A 23,721-nucleotide genomic window follows, 5' to 3' on the forward strand; every position below is an offset into this window, starting at 1 on the left:
AACTGGATATTGCGATATCAAACTGACATCGGCCCGGGGTGCCGCGGCGACTCGTCTCGGCCGCGCGACCCCGAGATAATCACTATTTTTGATGTTAGGATTTATGCCAACGGGCCCGGCCGTTCCTCCCGGTCCCGCCGACGATGGACGACGATTCGAGACAGACGGAGACACAGCGGTCTCCGACCGACGACAGTCGCGACACACAGGCAGACACCTCCCTCACAGCAGTCGGACGGCGCGGGTTCCTCGGAGGGTAGACCTCGCTCCTCGCGGCGTCGGCGTTCTCACTCGAGGTGCCCGAGGCCGCTGCGGCACAGGTCGAGAACGGCGCGACCGGGCCGACACAGACCGTCACGTCGCCCGACGGGCGTCTCTCGGTGACCGTCGACGTCTCCAGCGGGGAGGCGACGTACAGCGTCTCACACGACGGGACTACCGTCGTCTCGGAGTCCGGCCTCGGGTTCGAGTTCGAAGACCAGGCGTCGTTCGCGACGGGACTGCGGGTCACCGGCGCCGAGCGAACGACGTACGACGAGACGTGGGAGCCCATCTGGGACCAGTACAGGGAGATTCGCGAGCACTACACGGAACTCCGCGTCGGTCTCACGGAGGAACGCGGGTCGGACGCGCGAGCGGCCACAGCCAGTCAGTCGACGGCGACGGCGACGCCGGCAAGCACCCGGACCGAGACGGAGACGACGCAGTCGACCGAGACGCCGTCCGGCACGGCCACGTCGACAGCGACGTCGACGAGCACACCGGCCGACACCACGACTCCGACACAGACGTCCTCGACGACCCCCGAAACCACCGAGCAGGCCGCGGCAGCCACGGGTCGGGAGGCCGTGTCCGGACGCTCGCTCACGCTCGTCGTCCGGGTCTTCGACGACGGAGTCGGGTTCAGGTACGTCTTCCCCGAGGAGAGCGGGTTCGGCGACTTCGTCGTCACGAGCGAGCGGACGGAGTTCGCCTTCACCGACGACCACACGAGCTGGTGGGTCGGGAACGACTTCAACAGCTACGAGTACGCGTACGAGGAGACGCCGCTGAGCCAGGTCGGGTCGGGGACGAGCTACGACGGAGCGCACACGCCGTTCACAGTCCGGACCGACGAGGGGCGGTATCTGAGCGTCCACGAGGCGAGTCTCGTCGACTACGCCGCGATGGCAGTCGAACCGGGAGCGGAGCCGACGACGTTCGAGTCGGTGCTCGCGCCGCTGCCGGACGGGACGAAGGTCCGGGCGACCGCACCCCACCGGACCCCCTGGCGGACCATCCAGGTCGGGACGAGTCCGGGCGACCTCGTCGAGTCGAACCTGGTCGTCAACCTCAACGAGCCGTACGACCCGAGCGAGTTCCCGGCGGGGACCGACTGGATCGTCCCGGAGAAGTTCATGGGCGTCTGGTGGCTCATGATCACCGGCCGCGCGGAGTGGGAGTATCGGGGGCCCCGGACGGGCAACCACGGCGCGCAGACGGGGCGGATGAAACGCTACATGGAGTTCGCCAGCGAGCACGGTATCCCGAGCGTCCTCGTCGAGGGCTGGAACGAGGGATGGAACTCGTATCCCGGAGACGGGAGTACGATGGACTTCGACGACACCTACCCCGACTTCGACATCGAGGCGGTCACGAGCTACGGCCAGCAGCTCGACCCGCCCGTCTCGATGACGGCGCACAACGAGACGGCGGGGAACGTCTCGAACTACGAACGCCAGTTGACCGAGGAGGACCCCAACCCGTTCGCCGACTACGACGACCTGGGTATCACGTCCATCAAGACGGGGTACGTCGCCGACAGCGGCGTCACCATCGACGGGACGACGTACAACCACCACTGCCAGCCGCTCGTGAACCACCACCGGCTGGTGTATCGAGAGGCGGCGAAGAACCGCCAGCGGCTGGAGGTCCACGAACCGGTCAAGCCTACGGGTGAACGGCGGACGTACCCGAACGTGATGACGCGCGAGGGCGTCCTCGGGCAGGAGTACGACTCGTTCGGCTTCGTCTCGCCCTCTCACCACGTCACGTTTCCCTTCACCCGGATGCTCGGCGGGCCGGTCGAGTACACGCCGGGCATCTTCGACATGGACTCGGGGTCGGGCGGCATCGAGACGACGCGGGCGAAACAGCTCGCGATGTATCCGACGTACTTCAGCGGCCTCCACATGGTCGCAGACCTGCCGAGTTCGTACCTCGCCGAGCAGGAGGCGACGGTCGACGTCGGCGGTGTCGCGCAGGCGGAGTTCGGCGAGCGCGACAGCCTCGCGCGGGCCGCGCGGTGGGCCAACGCGCAGGGCGGTCGGTACGTCGAGTTCGACCCGAACACCGTCGACCCCGGTGCCGCGGTGTCGTGGACCGTCGAAGACGTCGAGAACGCGGGCGAGTACGACGTCCACCTGCGCTACGCGAGCGACGCCGAGAACAACGCCGTGCGGGGACCTCGCGGACTGCCACCGTCCGCGTCGAAGGCTCGACCGAGACGCAGGTGACGTTCCCGACGACGGCGTACTGGGACGAGTGGTCGACCGTCACGACGACCGTCTCGCTGGCCGAGGGCGACAACGCGCTCACCGTCGCGCTCGAGAGCGAGGACACCGGCGGGTTCAACCTCGACTCGGTCGCGGTCACGCCCACGGGGGCGTCGGTGCCGGAACCGGACTCGGCACCCATCCGCGGCCCGACGGTCGACGCGTTCCAGTTCGTCGAGGACGTCCCGGCCTGTGGCTGGGACGACACGCGGGTCGTGGACGCCGAAATCGGGGCGTACAGCGTCACGGCCCGACAGAAAGACGGCGAGTGGTTCCTCGGAGCGATGACCGACGAGGACGGCCGGGCGCTCGACGTCCCGCTCGACTTCCTCAGTCCGTCGTCCGAGGCCGGCGACGGACGCGGGACGCGCGACGAGAAAGAGCTCGGAAACAGTGGAGGAGGCGGCGGAGCGCCCGGAAACAGCGGGTCGACGCCCCGGGGCCCGAAGTACGTCGCCGAAATCTACTCCGACGGTATCGAGGCGAGCTACGACGACTCGCTCGAACCCGTCCGTGTCGACGAGGCCATCGTCACGCCGGGGACGACCCTCCTGGCGTCGATGGTCGAGTCCGGCGGGACTGCCGTCCGCTTCCGGCCGGCGCGGGGGCAGGACGTCTCCTCGCTCCCGACGTACGTGCGACCCGAACAGGACGTCGACGTCACCATCCGCGACGAGGTGTTCGTCCGCGAGCCGTTCGTCTCGGCGACCGGGTCCAACACCGGCGACTACATCGGCGGAACCACGGTCGAACTCGTCGTCGACGGAACGGTCGAGGCGACGGCGAACGTCCGGTTCCCGCCGGAGTCGACGGGCGCGACGTACGAGTTCTCCTACGCCATCGACGCGCCGGGTGAGTACGACGTCAGCGTCCGAACGACCGACGGTGAGACCCTCGCCAGCGAGACGGTGACGGTCGAGCCGCCGGAGACCGTCGCGGCGTTCTCGGACCCGACGGGCGACGACGACGGACCCGGCGAGTACACCTACCCCACCGCGGACGCGTTCCAGTCGGGCGCGTTCGACCTGGAGTCGTTCACCGTCGAACGGACGCCGAGCAGCTACGAGTTCACCGTCGAGGTCGAGAACCTCTACAACGCGTTCGGGAGCAGTCGCGGCTTCTCGCCGCAGATGTTCGTCCTGTGGGTCCGTGACTCGCGAACGGGCGGCGGCGCCGTCTCGTCGCTCGACGACCTACAGGCGACCGTCGACTTCGAAGCGGAGTGGCACTACCGCCTCGAGGTGAGCGGCTTCACGAAGAGTGCAGTCGACGCGGCCGGGTCGCCGCTGACGGACGCCGACGGGAACACGGTCACCCCCGGAAATACCGTCGACACCGGTGCGGGGACGGTCACGCTGAGTATCGACCGTGCCGCCTTCGACGGCGCGGCCCCGGGTGACCTCGCGGTGGTACCGATGATCCAGTCGGAGAACTTCGGAGCACTGCGGCCGGTCGACGTGGACGCTGGCGGCTACACGTTCGGCGGAGCACGGGAAGGCGCCATCGAGAACGCCCCCCGAATCATGGACCTCGTCACGCCCGACGGGGAGTCACAGTCGGACGTGCTCGCGTACGGCGACGACACTCGGGCGACGCTCCCGTTCGTCCCGCTCGGGTAGTCGGCGGACGGGTCGAGGGCGGGTCGTCCCGTGCGCGCGCCCTCAGAGTTCGGTGTCGTCGACGAGCTGTTCACTCACGGGGGAGTCGTACGTCGCGAAGCGGTCGAGCAGCGTCGCCGGGTCGTCCGTGACGACGAGGAGTTGGCGGTGCGCCGGTTCGACGAAGCCGGCGGCGACCTGTGCGTCGAAGAAGGAGACGAGGCCGTCGTAGTAGCCGGCGACGTTCAACAGCCCACAAGGGTCGGTGTGGAAGCCTAGCTGGGCCCAGGTGAGCATCTCGACGAGTTCCTCGAGCGTCCCGAACCCGCCCGGGAGGGCGACGAAGCCGTCCGCGAGTTCGGCGAAGCGGCGCTTCCGGGTGTGCATCGAGTCGACGACGTGGAGTTCGGTGAGCCGCTCGTGGGCGACTTCGCGCTCGGCGAGCGACTCGGGGATGACGCCGAACACCTCGCCGCCGGCGTCGAGCGCCCCGTCCGCGACGGCCCCCATGAGTCCGACGTCGCCGCCGCCGTAGACGAGGCCGAGGCCACGGTCGGCGAGCAGTCGGCCGAACGCCTCGGCCGCGTCGACGAAGGCAGGGTCGTCGCCTGGGCGCGAGCCACAGTAGACACAGACACGGTTCATACGCGTGGCTCTCGGGGGTCGGATACTAAGACGTCACCGTGTCGAGAGCGATTCGATATCGCGGCATACGGTGTATCGATCCGGGGGTCGTAGACCCGGCCGACGGCGTGGAACACGGCCCTCGGGTTCCACACGACCCGATTGCCGGTCCCCGCCCGACCAGCGGCGAAACGGAGTCGAGGCTCCGAGAACCGCAGGCGTGTCGCTCGACGAGCGAGGCAGCGCCCGGACACGCTCGTCGAGTGGGGCGGCCGCTCCTGGCGTACACTCTCGGTCCCCCCGTCTCACGTCGCTCACGACATGTCTGTCGGCGCGTGCAAGGCGAGTGCGGTGACGCGAGGCATACGGTACCGTGACTCGAGACAGCACACATCACGGTCCGGGCAGGGAGTGCAACCGAGCCGGCGATGTCGGGTTCCGGACGCTGGAACGACGAGAGCAGTCGCGTCGGCGTCCGAGACGTCGATCCAGAGCGGACGGGTGGGACCGGACCGACCCGGGCGTAAACCCGGTACTGCGATACGGAATCAGTTCGTAGTCGTACCGACCGTGTCCGCACGGTCAGAGCGGACGAACGAGGCGAGGCCCTCAAGGACCGCGTCGAGTTGGCTCGCGAACCGTCGCTCCATCACGACCCGGCCGAGGAGCCAGCCGAGCGGGCCGTACTTCGGCTCGAACGCCCCCGTGAACGTCACCTTCGAGTGGTGGTCGTCCGCGGCCTCGACGTCGACGGTGACGGTGTTGGAGACGAGCGGGTACGGACCGACGTCGGTGAACTCGACCGTGTACCCCGCGCCCGGTTCGTAGGCGACGATGGTCTCCTCGATGCGACTGCCGTCGGTGAAGACGCACTCGCGGCAGGCTCCCTGGCCGGTGTCGACGCCGTCGACGATGCGTGAGGACGTCACGTTCGGGTGGTAGTTCGAGACGCCGCCGAAGTCGTCGAGCGCTGCCCAGACGCGGGTCGTCGGGGCGTGTACGATGCGGGACCGACGCACGAGGTGCGTGGACATAGAGGAGATTGGACGAGACCCGGTATAGCGGTCGCTCGCTCGTGTGCGACCGTCGCATCGGAGCGTGACGCTGGTCGTGTGCATGCCGCCCTCGCCTTCGTGGACGTCCTGCTGGTGAGTAGCGGGCGCTCGGAAGCGAACTCCGACGCGAGGAAGCCGGGAGCCGTCCCGTGAGCGGTGACGACTGAGCGGACGTCAGAGCGCGAACGACTCGACTGTCGAGTACGCGGGGCCGTCGGGCGTCAGTTCCGAGCGTTTCAGTCGAACCTCCTCCGCCCGAAACGAGCCGACGGTCGGGTCCTCCTCTCGGACGACTCGCTGGACCGTCTCCTTCCCGCGGGCGTCGTCCATGCGCGCGAGGGTGACGTGCGGCGTGAAGGCGTGGTCGTCCGGTTCGAACCCCAGCGGCGTGAGTTCAGTCTGGAGCGAGTCGTGGAGTCGGTTCAGCTCCGCCGTCCCCTGCCGGACGCCGGTCCAGACGACACTGATGTAGTCGAGCGACGGGAAGACGCCGAACCCGCCGACCGTCGCCTCGAACGGGCCGACGTCGGCGGTGTCGACGCCCGACGCGACGGCGCGTTCGACCTCGTCCAGTCGACCCTCGTCGACCGCACCGAGGAACGAGAGCGTGACGTGCGCCTGCGCGGGGTCGGTGAAGCGGAGGCCGGCCGGGTCGTCGAACCGCGCCTGTGCGTCGGCGACCGAGGCGGCGAGCGCGTCCGGGAGGTCGATGGCGACGAAGAGACGCATACCCAGTCGTGACACGCCGAGGATGAAAACCGTGACGTAACCCTTACCCTCCACGACGGCCAACCGCGAGGTATGACAGACGACGGCGACCCACCGAAGAAACACCGCTTCTCGGAGGGACAGGGGGTCGACGCCGACTACGACGAGTTCACGCTCGACCCGCCCGAACTCAAGGTCGACCCGACGAAGGTCGACCCGGTCGACTCCCGGGTGTTGTCGGACATCCTCGACCGACGGAACATCGACCGCGACGACGTCGACGTACAGGACCTCGTCGAGGTCGGACTCTCCTACATGGGCATCAACCGCTTCGAGGAGGCGACGGAGACGTTCGAGCGGGCCGCCCGGTTCGCCGAGGAGGACTCCCTCGACGCCCAGGAGGCGTGGGTGAACAAGGGCGTCGCGCACGCCGAACTGGAGGAGTACGACGAGGCCATCGGTGCCTACCAGGAGGCGCTCCGCATCGACGACGACTCCGAGCACGCCGCGAGCGCGGAGACCAACCTCGCGTACGCGCTGTGGGAGTACGGCCACACGGAGCAGGCGCTCGAACACGCCGAGCGCGCGGTCGAAATCGACCCGCGCTTCCCGCAGGCGTGGTACAACCGCGGCTTCTTCCTCTCGGAGCGCGGCCTGTTCGAGGAAGCCGTCAACGCCTTCGACAACGCCATCCGCCTGGGGATGCGGAGCGCCGAGGTGCTCGAGGAGAAGGCGCTCGCCCTCGAAGAACTCGGCGAGAGCGAGGAGGCAGAGCGGGTCCAAGAGCGCGCGGACGAACTGCGTGAGAAGCGCGAGGAGCGGCTCGTCGAGGACGGCCGGTGATGTTACTCCGCGAGCGCGACACGCCCGAGGGCCTGCTGGTGTCGGTCTGTGACCCCGACTGCCTCGGCGAGACGTTCGAGGAGGGTCCGGTGTCGCTCGACGTCACCGAGGACTTCTACGGCGGCGAGGAGGCCGAACGGGCGGACGAGCAGACGGTCGTCGACAGCCTCATGCGGGCGACGACGGCCAACATCGTCGGCGAGCGCGCCGTCTCGGTCGCAATCGACGCCGGCATCGTCGACGAGGAGCGCGTCCTCGAAGTCGAGGGGACGCTCCACGCGCAGTTGCTCTGGCTCCGGTAGTCGAGTCGCCGCCGACGGAGGTGTGGGGGTCACGTGGGTCTGAGGACTCGCCACGCGATTCCGGGACGGAGGAGCGAGGTGGGCGGTCGCTCCATCGTGAGAACGCGCACGAAGGCGTCGGTCAGCGTGCCGTCGGTGTGCGCGTGCCGGAGGAGCCGACCCAGATACCAGTTGAAGAAGGCGGTGCCACGAGGCTTCCGCCCCTCGGTCTCCGGGAACCCGAAGTCGGCGCCCACCGCGAGCGACCACGCGACGTCGACGACGTCGGCCACGCGGTCGAAGAACGGGACGGCGAGGTCCGTGGGGTCGTCCGCCAGCGCCAGCACGTGGTGGAGCACCAGCGCCTCGAGTGCGGCGACGGACATCCCCTGTGCGTAGACGGGGTTGAAGCTGGCCACCGCGTCACCGACGACGAGCAGTCCAGTCGGGAACCGGTCGAGCGCCTCGTAGCGACAGCGGCGGTTCGACGGGAACGGGTACGAGAAGACCTCCGACGTGGCCCACTCGTGGTCGTCGAGGAGTCGTGCCAGTTCGGGGACCGGGAGGCGCTCCGCGTAGTCGACGAACCCCGCGTGGTCCGTCGGCGGCGACGCGCCGTGAACCCCCGACAGGTTCACGATCCAGCGGTCACCCTCGATGGGGGCGGCCATGCCGCCGCGGGGTCGCGGAGCCGACGGGGGGACGAGGTACGTCCGCGTGTCGTCCGGCGGGCGTTCGAGGAACGTGGTGCTGTAGCTGATGTCGATGGTCACCTCGTCGACCGCTGGTGACGGGTAGCCGTGAGCCGCCAGCCACCCCGGCGTCCGACTCGTCCGCCCGCTGGCGTCGACGGTCAGCTCGGCCGGGAGTTCCGTGTAGTCGGACCCTTCGCGGACCACGACGCCCTCGACGGTCGTCCCGGTGTCGTCGAGTCGGTAGTCGACACACGAGCAGTTCGTCCGGATGGAGACGCCGTCGTGCGCCGCGACGTGCCGGCGGACGACGTGCTCGAACAGCGGCCTGCTCGCCGAGACCGTCTCCATCGGAACCGGCCCCGCGGCGAGGAAGCCACCCCCGCTGTAGAAGTCGACGCCCCGCGCGAAGTCGGTCACGACGCCGCCGGCGGCGACGACGTCGTCGACGGACCCCGGGAGGAGGTCCGCCATCGTCGCGCGTCCGGCCTCCAGTAACGCGTGGGGGTGTGGCCCCTGCGGCACCCCACGGCGCGTGGTCGGTCCGTCGGGAAGCGTGTCACGGTCGACGACGGTGACCGTGGCGAAGGCGTCGGCGAGCACGCGCGCCGCGAACAGTCCGGCCATCCCCGCGCCCACCACCACCGCGTGGTCACCCCGCTCGGGTACCCGAGCGCCGTCGTACGCCGGAACCGTACGCAGCGTCACGGCACACCTCCACGGGGTTGGCGGCCTCGCGGTTCGGTCGTCGGTACGCCCGGTTCGGCCACACTCGTCGCGGCGACGCTCGCCGCCCGGGCGGCACTGGTCACCGCGCCGGAGCACGGGAGGGTCAGAGTTCGCATCGCACGTTCCTGTCGTCGCCGCGACACCATAGCCGTACTCAGCACGGCGTTACTGTAAATCGTCTGTCATTTTGGCCGAGGTATCAGTCGTTCACGTCCACCACCGTCGCCGTCTCGTCGAGCAGGAAGTCGAGTCGCTCCCCGGCGTGGCGGACAGTGATACGGAGCGAGGCCGGGTCCGTCGAGACGAGGGCTTCGCGCCAGCGGAGCCCACGGGTAATCGCCGCCCACGTCGCAGGGACGTGTTCGACCCCGTGGTCGTAGTAGAACGCCACCAGGGCGGGGTGGTCGCTGACCACCGCGTAGCTAGGGCTTCGCCAGTCGAACTTGCACGAGGCACAGACGAGTCTGACGACGCCGAGGAATGAAGAGCCACACGCGTCACAGACGCCGTCCGCCGTGTCGTGCTCCGCACACACCGAGAGCGAGGCGTCGACGCTCCCGCCACACTCGGGGCAGACGCCGTGGGTCATCGTCTCGAAGCGGTGGATGGAGTAGACGATGGTGGCGTCGAGGACCTCGTCGGGGGCGCGGCCACGGAGCCCCTGCGGCGGGAGGCTGAAGCCGAAGAGTTCGCCCCCGCGCTGGGGCCAGTACCCCTCACAGACGGTACACCGCACCCAGGTGGTCCCGTCCTCGTAGCGGAGGGCCATCGGTCCGTCGCAGCGCGCACAGGTGGCGTCGACCGGTGAAGACGCGAGCGTCGGGTCCCCGGTGACACTGCCGGCGACGACTGCTCGGACGACTCTGAAGCCCGGCGCAGCCAGTTCGTAGCCGTCGTCCGTCCGGCGGACGAAGTGTCCCGCCAGTCGCCCCAGATGGTAGTTGAAGTTCCCCGTGTCCGTGACGTCGACCCGGTCGAAGAGGTCGGAGAACGTGACCGCGTTGTCGGCCGCGTTCGGGTCGTACCGGTCCCACAGCGCCTGCAAGATGCCGAGTCGCGTCGCATCTCCCAGGACGCTGAAGACGCTGTCGGGCGACTGCGGAGCGGGTGTCCCCTCCTCCCCATCTACCGTCATGTGTTGTCGTACCACGGAGGGGTCGATAAAGCTCGTGCCGTCGCACGAAATCTGACACGGTTACGTCTCGGGTGGCGCGTAACCGTTTTCAGTTTCACGGGGTAGAGCGGACCGAAGGTGTGTTGGTGTTCGAGTCTTTAGGTACCCCTAATGGAGACACAGGAATCGTACCCCCTCGACGTCGAGTCCATCCGGGAGCAGTTCCCCATCCTCGACCGGAAAGTCGGCGGTGACCTGGAGACGCCCGGAGCGGGCCCCGACGACACCGTCCCCCTCGTCTATCTGGACAACGCCGCGACGAGTCACACCCCAGAGCCCGTCGTGGAGGCGATCTGTGACTACTACCGCGGGTACAACTCGAACGTCCACCGTGGTATCCACCACCTGAGCCAGGAGGCCTCGGTCGCGTACGAGCGCGCCCACGACCGCGTCGCCGAGTTCATCGGCGCCGACGGGCGGGAGGAGGTCGTCTTCACCAAGAACACCACCGAGTCGATGAACCTCGTCGCGTACGCGTGGGGACTCTCCGAACTCGGCCCGGGCGACTCTGTCGTCCTCACCGAGATGGAGCACCACGCGTCGCTCGTGACGTGGCAACAGATAGCGAAGCGGACCGGTGCCGAGGTCCGATACATCCGTGTCGACGAGGACGGCTACCTCGACATGGACCACGCCGCCGACCTCGTCGACGAGTCGACCGAGATGGTCTCCGTCGTCCACATCTCGAACGCGCTGGGGACCATCAACCCCGTCTCCGAACTCGCAGACCTGGCCCACGAGGCGGGCGCCTACATCTTCGTCGACGGCGCCCAGTCGGTTCCCACGCGACCCGTCGACGTCAAGGAGATCGACGCCGACTTCTTCGCGTTCTCGGGGCACAAGATGTGTGGTCCGACGGGCATCGGCGTCCTCTACGGGAAGGAACACCTGCTGGAGGAGATGAATCCCTACCTCTACGGGGGCGAGATGATTCGCTCCGTGACGTACGACGACTCGACGTGGGAGGACCTCCCGTGGAAGTTCGAGGCCGGGACGCCGCCCATCGCGCAGGGGGTGGCGCTCCACGCCGCCGTCGACTACCTCGACGACCTGGGCATGGAGAACGTGCAGGCACACGAGGACCTCCTCTCCGAGTACGCCTACGACCGCCTGACGGAGTTCGACGACGTCACCATCTACGGTCCGCCGGGCGACGACAGGGGTGGACTGGTGTCGTTCAACCTCGACTCGGTCCACGCGCACGACCTCTCCTCGATTCTGAACGACTACGGCGTCGCGATTCGCGCCGGCGACCACTGCACCCAGCCCCTGCACGACAAACTCGGCGCGGCCGCCTCCGCGCGCGCCTCCTTCTACATCTACAACACGCGCGAGGAAGTGGACGCCCTGGTGGAGGCAGTCGACGAGGCCCGACAGCTGTTCGCCTGAGTTCGGGCCGGTCGGGTCGCCAGTCGCGGCCGTCCGACACTGTCGACGAGGCCAGCGGGTCCACCGCGTCTCGCTCGCACCCGTCGCGAGACGGACCCGCGCGTCTTCCGTCGCCGTTTTCAGCGACTGGGAACCCGTCTAAGTTTATATACGCTCTCGGACCAGTGTGAGGAACCGGTTTTCAGCCGGTGGGAACCTGGTCGAGCTTATACCACCCTTCACCCGCAAGCCGCACATGTGAGGTGAGACCGATGGCGTACCAACCTGGAAGTCGGCTGAAGAACGAGTTCGCACTCGACGTAGACGGCCCGCTGGCGGGCTACTGGATCGCGATGCTGCGCGTCCTGACCGGCTGGTGGTTCTTCCACGCGGGCGTGACGAAACTCATCGAGGACGGCCTCGCGTTCACCTACGGGCCGGCCTACCTGCAGGGGATGACGGGCACGGCGCTCGGTCCCATCCCGGTCTGGATGGGGAACAACCTCGCGTGGCTCGTCGAGCCTGGCGTCCCGCTGTTCGAGACGCTCATCGGCCTGGCGCTGATGGTGGGCGCGCTGACCCGACTGGCGGCCTTCGGCGGGGTCATCTTCATGGTCCTGTTCTGGGTCGGCAACGCCGGGTTCGGCCACGGCCTGGTCAACGGCGACCTGATGGGCCTGCTGCTGTTCGTGTCGATGATCGTGTTCGCGGCGGGCCGGTTCTACGGCCTCGACGCGATACTCGAGGAGACCAAGCTCGTCGAACGCCACCCGAAGCTCCGGTACCTGCTCGGCTGAGGAGGTGACCACAGATGCAACCACAAGACACCATCGACAGACTCGCGCTGGGAGTCGGCGGCGCCCTGATGCTCATCGGCGTCGTCGTCCTCGGCATCGTCGAGATACTCGCGGGACAGCCCTACGGTGCGGCCCCCGTGACGAACGACGCGGGCGAAGTCGTCGCCACGCCAGCGGTCGACCCCGCGCTCCGAACCGGTCTCGTCGTCGCGGGCCTCGTGGTGCTGTTCCTCTGGGGCCTCTACAAGATGGCACTGACCGACGACGTCGGCACCGACGAGCGGACGGGGACGGCCGCGGGCGACTGAGCTGAACTGCACTGACGTGATGCACGGGCCGAACCCGTCCTGAACCGGCTCTTCTCGTTCGCGCGGCGTGCGTCGTCGGGCAGCCGAACGGTTTTTGTCGTCCGCCCGTGGCATGAACCCATGCAGTCACTCGGGTTTCTCGCGGAACTCGTCCGGGAGACGGTCGACGGTGTCCAGCGAAGCCTCGTCGACGCCGTTCCGAGACTCGTCGTGGCACTGGTCTTCCTCACGGTCGCCTACGTGGGTATCAGAGTCGCCCTCAGAGTCGTCGCCGGGACGCTCGACGCCGTCTACCCCGAAGAACAGGACCTCATCGTCAGCCTCGCGACGACGGTGGTCGGGGTGTTCCTCTGGTTCGCCGCGGCGCTCACCCTGCTGAAGATACTCGGCATGGGCGACATCGCCGCGAGTCTGGGGACGGCCGCCGGCTTCGTCGCGCTGGGCGTCTCCTACGCGCTGTCGAGCATGATCGCCGACACCGTCGCCGGCGTCTACCTGCTTCGCGACCCCGACTTCAACTCCGGCGACCGCGTCACGGCCGACGGGACGACCGGCGTGGTGAGGGACATCGGCCTCCGCAAGAGCCGACTCGAACTGGACGACGGCGACACCGTCGTCGTCGCCAACAGCGCCGTCGAGAAGAAGTGGACGCTCGAGAGCGACGCGTCCGCGACGGCGGCCGACCCGGCGCAGTAGCCGCTCCCGCGACCCACGCCAAAGCGTATCGCTCTGCAGACGGTACGGTAACACATGGCGATTAGAGAGGCGACGAGCGACGACGTCGACGCGATTCGACGGGTCGCGAAGCGGGCCTGGGAGACCGACTACCGGGACGTGGTGACCCGGGAGTCGGTCGAGGCGGCCGTCAACGACTGGTACGCGCCCGAGCGGATCGAGGCGGAACTGGACGCGGAGCGGACGACGGTGTTCGTCGCGGAGCGGGACGGAGCAGTCGTCGGGTTCGCACACGCGACGTGGAACGACGAGGAGGCGACCGGCTACATCCTCCGCCTCTACGTCGACCCGGACCGCCGCCGCGAGCGAATCGGCCGCGCGTTGCTCGAAGAGACGTGTCGCGAACTCACCGCCCGGGGCGTCGACCGAATCGACGCGATGGTGCTGTCGGCGAACGGCCCCGGCGTCGGCTTCTACGAACAGTTCGGGTTCGAGTTCGCCGACGAACGAGAGACGCGAATCGGCGAGGAGACCTACCCGGAGAGCAGGTACGTGCTCGAACCCCACGAGTCGGACGGGGGACGCGTCTGAGTCGGGCGGTCACGCCGACGGTCAGTGTCGACACCACCGCGGGGCGTCGGGGGGTACCGACCGGGAGCAGTCAGACAGAACGGGGCAGGACATCTCCACTCGCGACGGACTGCCCCGGCGAAGCGGGCGGTGGCGGAACTGTTTTACAGCGCTCCTCCCTACCGTGAACCACAATGGGCCTGGGTTCGGACATGTACCGGCAGCAGATCCTCGACCACTACAAGAACCCCCGAAACTACGGGGAACTCGAGGAGCCGACGTTCACCCACACGGGCGAGAACCCCTCGTGTGGCGACACCATCCGCGTCGACGTCCAGCTCGAAGACGACGGTGAGACCATCGCGTACGCCTCGTTCAGCGGCGACGGCTGTGCCATCTCGCAGGCGTCGGCGTCGATGCTCACCTCGCGCCTGCAGGGGATGACGCTCGACGAACTCGCCGACCTCGACACCGACGACGTCACCGAGATGCTCGGCGTCGATATCAGCCCGATGCGGATCAAGTGCGCGGTCCTCGCCCGACAGGTCGCACAGGACGGTGCCCGAATCCACACGGGCGAGCTCGAGATCGACCAGACGACGACCGAGGACTAGCGCCGGCACCCGTACAGGTCGAGGTTCCGCGCGCCGAACCGGAGCACGCCCGCTTCTCGCTGTTCTCTGCGTGCGGCGAGCCACGCGTCTACCTCCCCGTCGGGGACATGCCCGCGGACCGCGTCGGCGACGGTGTCGACGATGACGGCGAGGAAATACGCCTCGTCCGCGGTGTATCCCGCCTGTACCCCCGCGTCATCCGTGGGTTCGACGCGCCAGTCCGACCGACCGGAAGCGACGACGTCGACACCGAACTCGGGGAGGAGCGTCCGAAGTCGACGGCCGGCGCGCGCACCCAGTCGGTCGCCGTCGTCACCGACCATCGTCGCGTGGTACGCGTCGAGGACGGCGTCGTCGGCCGGATGGGACGGCTCGAAGACGGTTCCCCCGTCGAAGGTGATGGGGAGGTAGACCGCCCCGCCGTCGACGACGCCGCTCACCAGTCGCTCCACGTCGGCGGGCGAGAGGAGGTCGACGAACGCCTGCGCGACGAGGGCGTCCCACCGGGCCTCGGCAGCGACCGTCAGCGCGTCGCCAGCGACGAGGCGGACGTCGATGCGGGCCGGCCCGGACAGTCGGACGGCGGCGACAGTGGTCGGGGTATCGGGTCCGTCACCCCCAGCCGCGTCGTTCCCCTCCCCCGGGTCGTCCCCAGCAGGCCCGAACGGCAGGCCGAGGTCCGTCGTCGTCGGGTCGGCGAGCGACGCCCTGAACCCCGCTTCGCGCGCGGCCCGGAGGACGCGCGTCCGGGCCGTCGCGAGGAGCGCGGGGTCGGTGTCGACGGCGACGTAGGTGCAGTCGGGGAGGTCGTCCCACGAGAGGAACCGCCGGCAGAAGGCCGCCGTGCCCGCCCCCGCCTCGAGGATTCGGGGGTCGGAGCGCACGCGGACGTCGTCGCGGAAGCGCGCGAGGACCGCCCGGTCCAGCGCACGGTCGTCGACCGTCGCCTTCGCCGCGAGGTACCGCTCGAAGTCCCCCTTCATGTCGCCTCCGGCGTGGGTGGCGACGACGCGCCGACCAGTCGGGCGAGGAACGCGCGAACCCGCGCTGCCGTCGCCTCCCACGGCGGGTGTGCGCGGTACCGACCGAGCGCGGCCCGGCCCACACGTGCGAGTCGGTCACGGTCGGTCGCGAGCGCCGACAGCGCCGCGGCGACGGCACCGACACCCTCCGGCGGGACGAGGAACCCGGTCTCGCCGTGCGTGACGAGGTCGGTCGCCCCGCCCGACGAAGTCACGACGGGGACGAGTCCGAAACCCATGCCCTCGAGGGCGGCGATGCCGAACCCCTCGTGTCTGGACGGAAGCGCGAGGGCGTGGCCGCGGCGGAGGACCCGTTCGAGGTCCTCGGTCGGGAGCGCACCGGTGAGCGTGACGCGGTCGGCGACGCCGCGACGGCGACACCGTCGACGGACGCGCGCGACGTACCGCTCATCGGGCTGGGGGCCGACGAACGTCGCCTCCCACTCCGTACCCGACTCTCCGTCGAGGGAGAGGGCCGCGAGCGCGTCGACGAGCGCGAGCGGCCGCTTCCGCGGGACGACAGCGCCGAGGAAGACGACGCGGAAGGGGGTCTCCGACGCGCGTGCGTCGACAGCCGTCGGTGAGACGTCGGGGTCGAACTGGTCCGCCGTGGGGGGGGCGACGAGCGTCGGAAGCGGGGCGGGAGAGAGACCACTGACCGCCCGTTCGGTCGCCGAACTCGTACACAGTGCGGCGTCGACGCGGGCGAGGAAGCGACGTTCGAGCGCGCGAGCGAGGGGGGCTTCGGGGCCTCCCTCGTCGCACCGGAGGTGGTGGACGAGCGCGACGACGGGGGTCTCGCGCTCGGCTCGTCCCCCCTCACACCCGACTGCGAACGTCGGGTGGGCGAGTTCGTCGACGACCACCACGTCGGCGTCCCGCGCGAACCGCGACAGCGGGGCGGCGGGTGCGTCGGCGACACCGAGCGGGTACCGCCGCCAGGGGACCGAGTGGACGGTCACCTCGTCCGTCTCGCGGAGCGAGGCGACGAGACGCCGGTCGTACCGGAACCCCCCGGAGGTGGTGTCGACGTCGCCGGGGACGACGAGTGCGACCCGCATCTACGACGAGGGCGCGGCGGCGTAAGCAGCGTTGGCGACGTCGTCCTCCCACATAGTGACGGTGAGACGGTCGACGCCGTCCGTGGTGACGTCTTCGGAGAGTCGTTCGTGGACGACGCGGGCGAACCGCTCGACGCTCGGATTGTACCCCTCGAACTCGGGGAGGTCGTTGAGCGTCTCGTCCGCGTACCGGGCCTCGACGGCGTCGAGGGCGGCCTCTACCTCGTCGATGTCGACGAGGTAGTCGTACTCGTTCAACTCCTCGCCGACGAGTTCGACCTCGACGCGGAAGTGGTGCGAGTGGAGGTCACCTTCGGGACCGGGGTTCGGGACGGTGAGGAAGTGCTGGGCGATGAGCGGACGGACGACGGTCACGGAGTACATGCTCGGGGCGTCGGGGGGAGCGGTTGTAAAGGTGCGCTCGGCGGGGCCGTTCCGTCCGCGTCTTCGGACAAGTGAGCCTGTGAGATCCCGTCGTCGGGGCGAAGCGCGAGGACGCGAGACGAGTCGTCCAGGCGTCCACAGCCGTACCCGCGGCGGCGTGACCGCCACCGTCCGCCCCGGGCCCGACGCCGGCGGGGCGGTCAGTACTCGAACAGTACTTGCAACGCCTCGTCGGGCGACTCGTCCAGCAGTCGGTACGCGTCCGGCGCGCGCTCTATCGGGAGGCGATGCGTCACCAGCCGCGAGGGTTCGAGGTCCGAGAGGAGGTCGAGGACGAGGTCCATGCGCCGTCCCTTGTCCCACCGGCCGGCGTGGTCCGGGTCGATGCGCGAGACCTGGCTGGCCTGCAGGCGGATGTGGCTCCGGTGGAACCGGCCACCGAGTTCGAGCGCGGCCGGCTTCGCGCCGTACCACGAGCCGATGACGACGCGGCCGTCGTCGCCGGTAGTATCGAGCGCCGCGTCCAGCGCGGCGGGGTTTCCGGACACCTCGAACGAGACGTCGGCGCGGCCGTCACCGGTCTCGAACACCTCGCCGGCGGCGTCGGGGTCGAGGGCGGCGTCCGCACCGAACGACCGGGAGCGCTCCCGACGGGCGGCGTGGTGGTCGAACGTCACGAGCCGCGCGAGCGGGTGGCGCGCGAGCAGGGCCGTCGTGAGCAGGCCGACGACGCCCTGTCCGAACACCACGGCCCGCTCGCCGATGCGGGGGCGACCGTCCATGACGAGGCTCACCGCCGTCTCGACCATGGCGAGCAGGGCGGCGTCCTCGTCCGGGACGTCCGCGGGGAGGCGGACGAGAGTGGTGGGGTCGACACAGAAGTGACTGGCGTGGGGGTGGAACGCGAAGACGCGCCGCCCGACCCAGTCGTCGGTGACGTCGGCACCGGCGGCCGTGACCCGTCCGACGGTGGCGTAGCCGTACGAGAGCGGGTAGTTGGCGGCGTGGTCGAGTTCGTCGATGCCCTCGTCGAGCGGCAGGTCCTCGGGGACCTGGTCGCGGTAGACCAGCAGTTCGGTCCCCGGACTGACCGCGGAGAGGGAGGCTTCGACCTGCACCTCGTCCGGGGCAGGCGTCCCGACGGGGGCGTGCGCCACCTCGACTCGACGGGGGGCGGTGAAGCGTACCCGTCGTGCTGCGCTGTCACTGCCGCCGCCGACGTCCGCACCGCTCTCGGCGGTCATCGCGTGACCACCGCCCACCACGTCGTCCCGTGCATAGCCGGACCGTAGGAGTCGTCCGGTGTAAAGTTGTCGTGGGAGGTGAGCGGCCCGCTCGGGCGGTCAGACGATGCGCTCGAAGTACGGCGGCAGTCGCTTGCGGACCAGCGCGTACGGCGCCGCAACGGCGACGGCGAGCGCACAGAGGAGGCGGACGGAGCCCGAGAAGAACACCAGTCCGGGGAGCGCACCGACGAGCGTCACTGCCATGTCGTGCGGTGAGCCGTCGTACGGCACCCAGTACCGGGCACGGAGCCACCGGCCGCGGGCGTGGAGGTAGACCGCGTGCGGATTCGTCCGCTCCCAGGGTCGGAGTTCCTCGCCGGCACCGAAGGCGTCCATGCCGGCGTGGACGGCACTCGCGACGGCGAACGCCGCGAGACCGACCGTCGCCGCCGTCGGAGACGCGGCGGCGACAGCGAGGAGCGGGAGGGCGACGACCCACCCCAGGAGCGGGAAGTGGAGCGTCTTCCGGTGGGTGCCGACGAGGAGGTCCAGGTCGGGGAAGACGCCGCCAGCGAACGCCGCGAGCGCGGCGACGGGCGCGAGTTCGGGCGCGACGAACAGCAGCGGCGTGGTGAGCGCGACGCCGACGACGGCGTGGGAGGTGACCATCATCGCGGGTCGGACAGACTCATCCGCGCTGGAGGAGCAGGACGAGGACGACGACGAGTCCGACCTGTGCGACCTTGTCCACGATGGCGATGGGGCCGAGCGAGTTGATGCCCTGGACCACGGTCCACGCGAAGATGACGATCTGTCCGGCGGTGAACGGGATGCCGACGAGGTAGAACAGGCGTCGCCGGTAGTTCACGAGGACGGCCGCGATTCCGGCGGCGAACCCGACGGTAGCGATCAGGAAGGAGATGCCGAACGCTCCCGGGAGGAAGCGAACGCCGAGGACGAGGTGGACGATGCCGGACACCGCCGCGAGGGCGACACCGACCCAGTGGAGCGTCGTCATCGAGTTCGTGTCGATCGAGGAGGACATGTCACGTCGTGTTATCGTCGCCGCAGAACATAAAAACTCGCGACGGACTCGGGTCAGGACTGCCGGCCGACCGCCCGCGCGAGTGCGAGCAGGTGCCCGAGGCCCGCCTGCACCTCGGGGTCGCGCGTCGCTCTCACGAGGCCGACGGGGCCGACCGGGTCCGACCCCTCGGCCTCGGCCTCGCCGACGGCCCGGACGAACCGCGTCAGCCCCTTCACGGCGTCGGGGTCGGCCGTCTCGTCAGCGACCTCTCCCAGACGCGAACCGGTGCGGGCGAGTTCGACGACCATGTCGTCCTCCAGCGCCGCGGTGAGGAGCGAGAGCGCGTCGACGAAGCCGACGAGTTCGTCGAGCGTCCCCGCGCGCTGGAGTTCGACGAGCGTTTCGAGGGAGGCGGCGAGTTCGTCGCCGTTCTCGCCGACGAGGGTCGCGAGTCGGACCGTCTCCTCCGTGGCGAGGCCGTCGCCCGCCTCGGCGAGCGTCGCGGCGGTGCCGGCGAGTTCGGCCACCATGTCGTCCTCCAGCGCGGAGGTACCGAGCGCGACGACGTCGAGCAGTTCGTTCACCGCGTCGAGACGGCGGACGAACGCGGCGACTGCGTCGGGGTTCTCGGCGATGGCCGCCTCCAGCGAGTCGTACTCCGAGTCGTCGAGCGCGTCGAGAGATGATGATTCACTCATCGTCTCACCTCAGAGGAGCCCCCTGGCGGTCAGCCAGTACGACTCGTTGTACGCGAGTTTCGCCCAGTGGACCGGCCGCGACTCGGGTCTGAGGTACGGTTCGTTCTCGTAGTCGAACGAGACGAACGTCGCCTCGTCCATGCCGGCCTCGAGGAAGCAGACGGTCTTGCCGTCGTACGTCGCCGTCGGCACGCCGCCGTCGACGAGACTGGCGAGACGGTCGGCGACGACACCGGCCTGGTAGTGGGCGGCGCTGCCGGCCTTCGGCGCCGGGACGTCGGAGGCGTCACCCAGCGCGAAGACGTCGGCGGCGTGGACCGCTTCGAGCGTGTTGCGGTCCACCTCGACCCAGCCGTCGTCGCCGAGTCCCGCCTCTCGAATCATCGGGACGCCGTCGTGCGGCGGGATGGTGACGAGGAGGTCGTAGTCGAGTTCCTCGCCCTCCATCGACTGGAGGACACCGCGCTCGGCGTCGACCGACTCGACGTTGAAGAACGTCTCCGCGCGGATGTCGCGCTCGTCCATCCGCGGGGCGGCCCACTCGGCGATGGTGGGCTTCCCGTGGACCCGCTGGATTGGGTAGGTGTAGGTGATGTCGATTTGGTCTCTGATTCCCCGCTTGCGGAACCAGTCGTCCGCCATGAGGACGAACTCCAGCGGCGCGGCGGGGCACATGTGTGGCGTCCCCACGACGGAGAGGACGAGGTGACCCTCGGTGAAGTCGGCGAGCGCGTCGCGGAGCGCCAGCGACCCCTCCTCACTGTAGAAGTCGTGCCCCGCTTCGGCCAGTCCCGGGACCTCGTCGGGGACGATTCGGGCCCCCGTGGCGAGGACGAGGTAGTCGTACCCGAGCGTGTCCCCACCGTTCAGCGACAGGCGCTTCGCGTCGGTGTCGATGCCCTCGACGCGCGAGAAGCGCAGCGAGACCCGGGGGTCGACGAGGTCGGCCACCGGACGGACGCCGTCCTCGGGGTCGCGCTTCCCGAAGGCGACGTAGAGCCAGACGGGCTTGTAGACGTGCATCTCGCTCTCGTTGACGAGCGTTACCTCGACGTCGCCCGCGTCGATGTCGGGGGCGAGTCGGTCCGCGAGTCGGTTCGCCAGCACGGAACCGCCCGTGCCGGCGCCGACGACGACGATGTGTTGTGTCATGATTCTGGGTAGAGTGTCGGCGAGCGGTCGTAAAGATGTTGCTCCGACGACAAATCAGGCCGTCTCGACGTAGATGCTCCAGTAGTCGTCGTGTTCCACCACGTCGAGGAGACGGTGGCCCGCCTTGTCGACCCACTCGGGCACGTCGTCTTTCGACCCCGAATCGGAGGTCTGGAGTTCGATGACCGTGCCCGGGTCGGCCTTCTTGACCTTGCCGATGAGGTCCATCAGGGGGCCGGGGCAGCCGGCACCGCGGGAGTCGATCGTCACGTCGGGTGAGAGTGTGCTCATGGGGTCGTCACCTACGAATAGAGGGAGTGGTTCCAGGGGTATAATATTGTGGATAAATTCCAACATTGTGAGAAACTGCTGCTGTCGATGGAGTGAGGGCTGTGAGCGGTGGATGCCGCCGCTGGGGGCGGTGCGTCGGGGAGCATCCCGGACGTCGGACCGAGCGCCGTCGCCGAAAAGCAGCGTGGGGCCGTTATTCGGGTTTCAGACCGCCGTCCTGGACGCGCATCACGGCCTCGCCGTCGGCGAGGTTCGGGGCGTCGACGAGACGGACGATACGCTTGTCACCCTTGGACTTGCGGAGGTACATCCGGAACGTCGAGGTGTGGCCGAGGATGTTCCCCCCGATGGGCTGGGTGGGGTCGCCGAAGTACGAGTCGGGGTTGGAGGCGACCTGGTTCGTGACGAGGACGACGCTGTTGTAGAGGTTGCCCACGCGCATCAGGTCGTGGAGGTGCTTGTTGAGTTTCTGCTGCCTGTCAGCCAGCTGTCCGCGGCCGACGTACTCGGCGCGGAAGTGGGCCGTGAGCGAGTCGACACAGAGGAGGCGGACGGGCCACTCCGAGTCCTCGTGTTCGGAGGCGATCTCCTTGGACTTCTGTGCGAGGAGTATCTGGTGGTTGGAGTTGAACGCCTTCGCGACGTGAATCTTGTCGAGGAAACTGTTGACGAGTTCCTCCATCACCTCGTCGTCGCCGGGCGACCCCTCTATCTCACGGTCGTCGAGCGTCGCCTGGATGGCGTCCTCGGGGAGGCCGCGGACCATGTCGTCGATGCGCTCGGGGCGGAACGTGTCCTCCGAGTCGATGAAGATACAGCTCCCCCGGAGGCCGCCGACTTCGGTCGGCAGCTGGACGTTGACCGCCATCTGGTGGGTCACCTGTGACTTCCCGGCGCCGAACTCGCCGTACACCTCGGTGATAGACTGGGTCTCGAGGCCGCCGCCGAGGAGGTCGTCGACCTCGTCGATGTGCCACGAGAGCTTGCCGATCTGCTTCCGGCGTTCCAGCACTGCGGAACCGGTCTCGAACCCACCGATGTCGGCCGTCTTCCGGGCGGCGTTGATGATGTCCGACGCGGTCGAATCGCCGATGTCGGCGGTGTTCGACAGTTCGGCGGGACTCGCGACGGCGATGGACTGGTAGCTCTCGAAACCGGCCTCTACGAGTTTGTCCGCGGTCGCTGGTCCCACACCGGGGAGGGACTCGAGGTCGTCGTCTGGCATGTACCCGTCCCTTCCGCCCGTCCGTACATAAAGCCTCGTTAACAGCGTAGTGAAAGTGAAACCGGACGCCGGAAGGGCAGTCGGTCGACGAGTGTCGGAGGATTCAAACCCGATGCCGGGACGGACGAGGGGCGCGCGGGAGGTGGAGACAGCGGCGGGGACGGGTGGTGAGAGGGACTACCCCCAGGGGTGGGCCCCAGCGCGGTCGGGCCACAGCGGGTACCAGTAGCCCTCGTCGCTCTCGACTGCGAGTTCGCCGTCGAGGACGGACTGGAGTTTGAACTCCAGTTTCGAGTCGCGCGAACTCGTCCCCGTCGGGACGAACGGGTAGTACGCCCCGCGGCGGAACGAGTAGACCCAGTAGACGTTCTTCGACCCGTCCTCGAACGCGAACAGCGCCGCCAGCAGCCGAGAGCCGTAGCCGCGCTCAACGAACTCGTCGGCCGCGAAGTGGACGGAGGTGACGAGGTCCTCGGGATCCTCGTCGTGGAGGACGAACCAGTGGTAGCCGTAGTCGTCGCTGTGGCGCCAGTGGTCGGTGCCGGTCTCCTCCTTGCCGGCGTCGAGGATGGCCTCCACCTCCTCGACGGTCCCGGCGAAGTCGGTCGAGTCGACGTTCGAGAAACAGAGCGCCGCCTCGCCCGCGGAGGGGAAGCCGAGGTCGGCCTCCATCGTGAGGTACGCCGTCGACATGCCGAAGAGGTCCTCGGGGTCGGCTGCGCGGGTCGCGTCCGCCTCGGCGCTCATCCCGAGCACCGAGCGGAGGGAGTCGAACAGTCCCATCTATGCGGTTTCCATCTCCCGCTCCAGTTCGCGGAGCCGTTCGACGCGCCGGTCGGTCGAGGGGTGCGTCGAGAACACCCGACCGATGAAGTCGCCCTTGATGGGGATGACGAAGAAGGCGTTCATCTCCGACTGCTCGCGGAGGTCCTCCTTCGGCACGCGGTCCATCCGTCCCTCGATGGTCAGGAGTGCGGAGGCGAGCGCCGAGGGCTTGCCCGTGATGACCGCCCCGCCGCGGTCGGCGGCGAACTCGCGGTACCGCGAGAGCGCACGGATGAGGAG

Annotated in this window: 25 protein-coding genes and 1 pseudogene; 9 read left to right on the plus strand and 17 right to left on the minus strand. The window is 68.9% G+C overall.

Translation table 11 applies throughout. The annotated features are described in order from the left end of the window. The first annotated feature begins 380 nt into the window (after positions 1-380). A pseudogene (locus tag ACESK5_RS13350) lies at positions 381-4,153 on the plus strand (glycoside hydrolase family 97 catalytic domain-containing protein). Positions 4,154-4,195: 42 nt separating this feature from the next. On the opposite strand, the gene ACESK5_RS13355 reads toward ACESK5_RS13350, so the two are convergent. The 3 genes from ACESK5_RS13355 to thpR all read right to left on the minus strand — a co-directional run bounded on the left by ACESK5_RS13355 (position 4,196) and on the right by thpR (position 6,540). Further along, positions 4,196-4,777 (minus strand): TIGR00730 family Rossman fold protein, encoded by a 582-nt coding sequence (locus tag ACESK5_RS13355; protein ID WP_372912076.1) that lies wholly within the window; start codon positions 4,775-4,777, stop codon positions 4,196-4,198. A 527-nt stretch (positions 4,778-5,304) separates the two neighbouring features. After that, on the minus strand, positions 5,305-5,790 hold the full coding sequence (locus tag ACESK5_RS13360; protein WP_372912077.1) for an SRPBCC family protein: 486 nt from the start codon (positions 5,788-5,790) through the stop codon (positions 5,305-5,307). Between the two features lie 195 nt (positions 5,791-5,985). Beyond that, a complete protein-coding gene (thpR, locus tag ACESK5_RS13365) occupies positions 5,986-6,540 on the minus strand; it encodes an RNA 2',3'-cyclic phosphodiesterase (RefSeq protein WP_372912078.1) in 555 nt (184 codons plus the stop codon). 72 nt (positions 6,541-6,612) lie between these two features. Here thpR and ACESK5_RS13370 point away from each other — a divergent pair, with 72 nt between their 5' ends. Then, entirely contained in the window at positions 6,613-7,362 is a 750-nt protein-coding gene (locus tag ACESK5_RS13370; protein WP_372912079.1) for a tetratricopeptide repeat protein, read from the plus strand. Further along, entirely contained in the window at positions 7,362-7,664 is a 303-nt protein-coding gene (locus tag ACESK5_RS13375; protein ID WP_372912080.1) for a DUF424 domain-containing protein, read from the plus strand. Before ACESK5_RS13370 ends, ACESK5_RS13375 begins: the two co-directional genes overlap by 1 nt. Positions 7,665-7,693: 29 nt before the next feature. On the opposite strand, the gene ACESK5_RS13380 is transcribed toward ACESK5_RS13375, so the two are convergent. Then, complete coding sequence (locus tag ACESK5_RS13380; RefSeq protein ID WP_372912081.1) at positions 7,694-9,043, minus strand: FAD-dependent oxidoreductase; 1,350 nt, start codon at positions 9,041-9,043, stop codon at positions 7,694-7,696. 220 nt (positions 9,044-9,263) lie between these two features. Then, a complete protein-coding gene (locus ACESK5_RS13385; protein ID WP_372912082.1) occupies positions 9,264-10,199 on the minus strand; it encodes an ArsR family transcriptional regulator in 936 nt (311 codons plus the stop codon). Positions 10,200-10,349: 150 nt separating this feature from the next. On the opposite strand from ACESK5_RS13385, the gene sufS reads away from it, so the two are divergent. From sufS to ACESK5_RS13415, 6 genes are all read left to right on the plus strand, one after another. Beyond that, the gene (gene sufS / locus ACESK5_RS13390) at positions 10,350-11,627 is read left to right on the plus strand and encodes a bifunctional cysteine desulfurase/selenocysteine lyase SufS (protein WP_372912083.1); all 1,278 of its coding nucleotides are present in this window, start codon (positions 10,350-10,352) and stop codon (positions 11,625-11,627) included. Positions 11,628-11,878: 251 nt separating this feature from the next. Continuing rightward, complete coding sequence (locus ACESK5_RS13395) at positions 11,879-12,403, plus strand: DoxX family membrane protein (protein ID WP_372912084.1); 525 nt, start codon at positions 11,879-11,881, stop codon at positions 12,401-12,403. A gap of 14 nt (positions 12,404-12,417) precedes the next feature. Beyond that, positions 12,418-12,711 carry a hypothetical protein gene (locus ACESK5_RS13400; RefSeq protein ID WP_372912085.1) on the plus strand — a complete coding sequence of 98 codons (294 nt, stop codon included), beginning with the start codon at positions 12,418-12,420 and terminating at the stop codon, positions 12,709-12,711. 120 nt (positions 12,712-12,831) lie between these two features. Further along, positions 12,832-13,407 carry a mechanosensitive ion channel domain-containing protein gene (locus tag ACESK5_RS13405; protein ID WP_372912086.1) on the plus strand — a complete coding sequence of 192 codons (576 nt, stop codon included), beginning with the start codon at positions 12,832-12,834 and terminating at the stop codon, positions 13,405-13,407. 54 nt (positions 13,408-13,461) lie between these two features. Beyond that, positions 13,462-13,977: an N-acetyltransferase family protein gene (locus tag ACESK5_RS13410; protein ID WP_372912087.1), complete on the plus strand. Its 516-nt coding sequence runs from the start codon at positions 13,462-13,464 to the stop codon at positions 13,975-13,977. Positions 13,978-14,150: 173 nt separating this feature from the next. Further along, positions 14,151-14,570 carry an iron-sulfur cluster assembly scaffold protein gene (locus tag ACESK5_RS13415; RefSeq protein WP_372912088.1) on the plus strand — a complete coding sequence of 140 codons (420 nt, stop codon included), beginning with the start codon at positions 14,151-14,153 and terminating at the stop codon, positions 14,568-14,570. Here the strand turns inward: ACESK5_RS13415 and ACESK5_RS13420 are convergent. The 12 genes from ACESK5_RS13420 to ACESK5_RS13475 all read right to left on the minus strand — a co-directional run. Further along, on the minus strand, positions 14,567-15,553 hold the full coding sequence (locus ACESK5_RS13420; RefSeq protein WP_372912089.1) for a hypothetical protein: 987 nt from the start codon (positions 15,551-15,553) through the stop codon (positions 14,567-14,569). The genes ACESK5_RS13415 and ACESK5_RS13420 overlap by 4 nt on opposite strands. After that, complete coding sequence (locus tag ACESK5_RS13425; RefSeq protein ID WP_372912090.1) at positions 15,550-16,653, minus strand: glycosyltransferase family 4 protein; 1,104 nt, start codon at positions 16,651-16,653, stop codon at positions 15,550-15,552. Before ACESK5_RS13425 ends, ACESK5_RS13420 begins: the two co-directional genes overlap by 4 nt. Further along, positions 16,654-17,037 (minus strand): 6-pyruvoyl tetrahydropterin synthase family protein, encoded by a 384-nt coding sequence (locus tag ACESK5_RS13430; RefSeq protein ID WP_372912091.1) that lies wholly within the window; start codon positions 17,035-17,037, stop codon positions 16,654-16,656. Positions 17,038-17,237: 200 nt separating this feature from the next. Then, positions 17,238-18,281, minus strand: coding sequence for a zinc-binding alcohol dehydrogenase (locus ACESK5_RS13435; protein ID WP_372912092.1), 1,044 nt, complete (start codon positions 18,279-18,281; stop codon positions 17,238-17,240). A gap of 99 nt (positions 18,282-18,380) precedes the next feature. Beyond that, positions 18,381-18,935, minus strand: coding sequence for a metal-dependent hydrolase (locus tag ACESK5_RS13440; protein WP_372912093.1), 555 nt, complete (start codon positions 18,933-18,935; stop codon positions 18,381-18,383). Positions 18,936-18,951: 16 nt separating this feature from the next. After that, entirely contained in the window at positions 18,952-19,308 is a 357-nt protein-coding gene (locus ACESK5_RS13445; RefSeq protein WP_372912094.1) for a hypothetical protein, read from the minus strand. Between the two features lie 53 nt (positions 19,309-19,361). Then, positions 19,362-19,988 (minus strand): DUF1641 domain-containing protein, encoded by a 627-nt coding sequence (locus tag ACESK5_RS13450; RefSeq protein WP_372912095.1) that lies wholly within the window; start codon positions 19,986-19,988, stop codon positions 19,362-19,364. Between the two features lie 9 nt (positions 19,989-19,997). Continuing rightward, positions 19,998-21,140: an NAD(P)/FAD-dependent oxidoreductase gene (locus ACESK5_RS13455; RefSeq protein ID WP_372912096.1), complete on the minus strand. Its 1,143-nt coding sequence runs from the start codon at positions 21,138-21,140 to the stop codon at positions 19,998-20,000. Positions 21,141-21,194: 54 nt separating this feature from the next. Beyond that, the gene (locus ACESK5_RS13460) at positions 21,195-21,431 is read right to left on the minus strand and encodes a sulfurtransferase TusA family protein (protein ID WP_136592286.1); all 237 of its coding nucleotides are present in this window, start codon (positions 21,429-21,431) and stop codon (positions 21,195-21,197) included. Between the two features lie 193 nt (positions 21,432-21,624). Then, positions 21,625-22,656 carry a DNA repair and recombination protein RadA gene (gene radA, locus ACESK5_RS13465; RefSeq protein ID WP_372912097.1) on the minus strand — a complete coding sequence of 344 codons (1,032 nt, stop codon included), beginning with the start codon at positions 22,654-22,656 and terminating at the stop codon, positions 21,625-21,627. A 177-nt stretch (positions 22,657-22,833) separates the two neighbouring features. After that, positions 22,834-23,439, minus strand: coding sequence for a hypothetical protein (locus ACESK5_RS13470; protein WP_372912098.1), 606 nt, complete (start codon positions 23,437-23,439; stop codon positions 22,834-22,836). After that, on the minus strand, positions 23,440-23,721 hold a 282-nt coding region (locus tag ACESK5_RS13475), incomplete at its 5' end, for a M48 family metalloprotease (protein ID WP_372912099.1).

This window comes from Salinigranum sp. (genome assembly GCF_041641895.1).
GTDB lineage: Archaea > Halobacteriota > Halobacteria > Halobacteriales > Haloferacaceae > Salinigranum.